Source organism: Streptomyces sp. NPDC006476, from assembly GCF_040612015.1.
In the GTDB taxonomy this organism is placed as follows: domain Bacteria; phylum Actinomycetota; class Actinomycetes; order Streptomycetales; family Streptomycetaceae; genus Streptomyces; species Streptomyces griseorubiginosus_B.
The window spans coordinates 1-3,448 of sequence record NZ_JBEXPK010000219.1 but is presented as its reverse complement, the minus strand read 5'-3'; the positions used below and the strand labels follow the sequence as shown (position 1 = coordinate 3,448).

General features: G+C 69.6%; 3 protein-coding genes. 2 read left to right on the top strand and 1 reads right to left on the bottom strand.

Translation table 11 applies throughout. The features are described from left to right. Positions 1-241: 241 nt before the first annotated feature. On the bottom strand, positions 242-520 hold the full coding sequence (locus ABZZ74_RS53135) for a hypothetical protein (protein WP_356951308.1): 279 nt from the start codon (positions 518-520) through the stop codon (positions 242-244). A 1,449-nt stretch (positions 521-1,969) separates the two neighbouring features. Here ABZZ74_RS53135 and ABZZ74_RS53130 point away from each other — a divergent pair. Beyond that, complete coding sequence (locus ABZZ74_RS53130) at positions 1,970-2,530, top strand: replication-relaxation family protein (protein WP_356951307.1); 561 nt, start codon at positions 1,970-1,972, stop codon at positions 2,528-2,530. A gap of 363 nt (positions 2,531-2,893) precedes the next feature. Further along, a partial coding sequence (locus ABZZ74_RS53125; protein ID WP_356951306.1) for a hypothetical protein occupies positions 2,894-3,448 on the top strand: 555 nt, incomplete at its 3' end.

Sequence of the window (3,448 nt, the reverse complement as noted above, 5' to 3'; positions counted from 1 at the left end):
GACAGCAGCAGACTCGCGGCCCTTGCCCCTCACCGCATCAAGAACGGTGCACTCTCATCCGTACGAGGTGGTGCACGTTCACTTGTACGCGGACAGGATGAGGGATAAGGGACCCCCACCGAGCGGAATGTGTCAACCCGAAACACAAACCAGCCCTAAACACGAAACGTCCCCGGAATAAAATCCGCAACGAGGACGCTCCAAAACTCCAGAAATTACACCGCCCCTTTCCCGCTGCCCGTCACAACCGGAAGTGCCGGCGCCCGTCTCCCAGCACCTTGCGATACAGCCGACCGCCCAACCGCTCCGCCTCCGGCGCACCGTGGTTCGCCTCGATCATGAACTGTGCCCACGCCTTCAACATCGCCAGCCACACCCCGCGATGATCCCCCGCCGACGTGCCGCAATCCTCCAGCTCACCAGACAGACACTCCGGCAGGAACTCCCCCACCGCCACCAACGCATCGCGCACCCCCCGTGCCTCGAACACCCACTCCTCCGGGCCCCATTCACCGCTCATGGCACGACGACCGGCCCCGCCCTCGCCACCGCCCTGACAGCCGCTCACACCCTCGCCGGCGCACCGCCGTTGCCCGAAGGCCTGGCAGGCTGCACAGAACCGCCGTCCGGGACAGACAGGAAGCAGGGGTCATATGACTCTGTTGAGTCAGGAGCCCAAAGGTGACCATGGAAGCAACCACAGCGAGCGACGATGAGACGCAGGAACACTCGACGGACACGTCTTGTGTTGCTGTGGTACACATACGGCCCGGGGCACACACTGCCGAGCCTCGGGCCGTATGCCCCGAATATCGCCCGTCTGGCAGTCCCATAACTGTCCGGTGGGCGCTTCCGGGAGTGGCCCGGAGACCGCTCCCTCCGGGCCACACCCGGAAGGCACGGGCTCGCTAGCCTGGTGCCGGTAGCGGTAGACCAAGGCCACCGTCATCACCTTGAGATCGATCAAGGCCGCAGTCCACCTGATGGGACTCCCCGGCGACGCTGATGACCGTCACTCCAACGATGACCGCCGACAAACCCCCGCCCGCCAGCACATGCCCGGCAGACTCTCACTGGCCGCTTGTCGCTTGTCTTGCCGCTTGTCGTCCTGGTCTCGGGCCCAGCGGTGACACCGGATACCGTGCCTTTGACCTGCGAGGCGACAAGCGATAAGCGCAGCATGGCCAGGCGAAACGCGGGGTGTGAGCCTCACACCCCGCAGGACGGTCCGCCCGAGCCAGGATCCAGGCACAGCACCAACCGCCGACCAGACACGCCGTCCGGCCATCTGACGACCGAACGAGTCCCGCCCCACCCAAGGAGACCCGGGGGCGGGCTCCCGGCCCGCCCTTGGCACGGAGTGTCGGCGGCGGCGCGGCGCCTTCGTCCTCGGGCTGCGGGCTGCGGGCTGCGGGCTGCGGGCTGCGGGCTGCGGGCTGCGGGCTGCGGCACCTCGACGCCGCGCGAGGCCAGAAGCGCACCAACTGCACGGCGAGCTCACTGCGGTGGCCGCCGTCGCCGCGTAGCGCCCCGTGCTCTGCCTCCCATTTGCCGCGCCGACCCCGTCCGGCGCTCGAGCGCGGAGGCCCCGCCGACGCGCAACGCGAAGGAGAGGGCCGCCCCGATCCCCCGAGGCGCGCCCGCCGTCCCGCCCGCCCTTCCCTTCCTTCTTTTCCTGCTGGGAGTGGCGCGGGGGTGTGCAGAGGGGGATGTCGGCCTGGCGACCACGCCGGAAAGGGCTGGTGACCTTCTGATATGCCGTCACCTTCCGGAGAGGCGCGGTCGGTTGTGGGCGGGGTTGTCGGTGGGGGCTGTGGTCGGGGTTGTCGGCCTGGTCGGGGGCGGGGTTATCGCATCGTGACCGTGGTCGGGCCCCCATGGTCGGGATCTTGGTCGGGGCGGGGCGCTGGCCTGGGTGGTACGCGCGGCGCCGAAGGGAGGGTGCCGCACCGTATGGGAGGGCACGCCGATGCTGAACGTGGATACGGGCGGGGCGGACCGGCTGGCGCTGGCGGTGGTGGCGCAGTACCGGATGGCGACGACGGAGCAGATGCATCTGATCGTCGCGCCGGGGGTGCGGATCGAGCAGACCAGGCGGCGGCTGGCGAAGCTGCGCGAGGAGGGTCTGGTCGACCGCATCACCCTGCCGCGCGCGGGGCGGACGAGGGTGTGGTTCGCCACCCAGTACGGGGTGGAGGTCGCCTCGGAGTGGCCGGAGCTGCGGGAGTGGCGGCCGCCGCGGCTGACGTCGGACTGCACCGCCGCCCGCCTGCGGGTGGGCCACACGCTGACGGTGACGCAGACCGGCCTCGCCTTCCTGCAGGACGCCCGTCGGCGCGGGGACGTGTGCCGGCCGCTGGACTTCATCCCCGAGGTCTACCACCCCCTCGGCAACGGCGAGACCGTCATCCCCGACGCCCTCCTGTACTACCGCAACTCCCACAACGGCGGGTCGATGCTGCGGGCCTTCGTGGAAGTCGACCGGGCCACCATGGGACCCGACCGCCTCGCGGCCAAGCTCACCGCCTAAGCCCGCCTCCACGACTACATTCCCATCCCCTTCGGCCGACCCCAGCGCCGAACCATCAGCCAGCCCCAACCGCAGGAGACCTGGCGGCGCCGCTACGCCCTGTTCCCCGTCTGCTGTTCATCCTCGACGGCACCGGCCCGGCCGGGATCAACACGCGCATGAACGCCCTGCGCGCCTCCGCCCACTTCACCGACCTACGGAGCCTGATGCGCAACCGGCAGGATCAGGCACAGATGGCGTTTACGTAGTAAGTGGCTGTTGTCGTTCCGAATCTGAAGACGGCGTTTTCGCTGGTCAGGCGTAGGGCGTGTGATTTGGTGGGAGTAGTGGCGTGTCGTGTCGTCACTCCCTGGGAGGTTGCAGATGCCGTCGGTCGTCGGGCTGCTGGAACAGCACGAACTCGCCGCTCGCTGTCGAGTCGACGGGCTGCGTGAGGAAGCTGATCGCATCCAGGCCGAACTGGCCGCGGCCGAGCAGGAATGGCATGAGTGGGCGATCGCTCGCCGGCAGGTGGTCACCGTCCTGGCTCCGGACATCGGCCACATCGCTGATCAAGAGGCTGCCCCCGGCCCGCAGGACGCGGACACCCGTTCGGCGCCCGGGCCGGCGGCGAAACCGAAGTCGCAGGTGCCGGTGTGGCGTGAGGGGCTGGCCTGGTCGGTGCTGTCGGTGGACTATCAGCGCATCCTCGAGGCCCTCACGGACCGGCACCGGCTCCATCAAGGGCCGTTGACCTGCCAGGAGTTGGCCGTGATGTTCGGCCTGGACGCAGTGCCGGCCAAGGTGGAGGCGCTGCGGTCGAAGGCGAAACGCCTGGTCGGCACCCCAGACGGTGGCCGCGAGGGGGGCCGCGACCGCCAGAGCGGGGCGGCCCGCACGGGCGGCGAGCGCGAGGCCGGCTCCGGTGAGGGCGCAGGC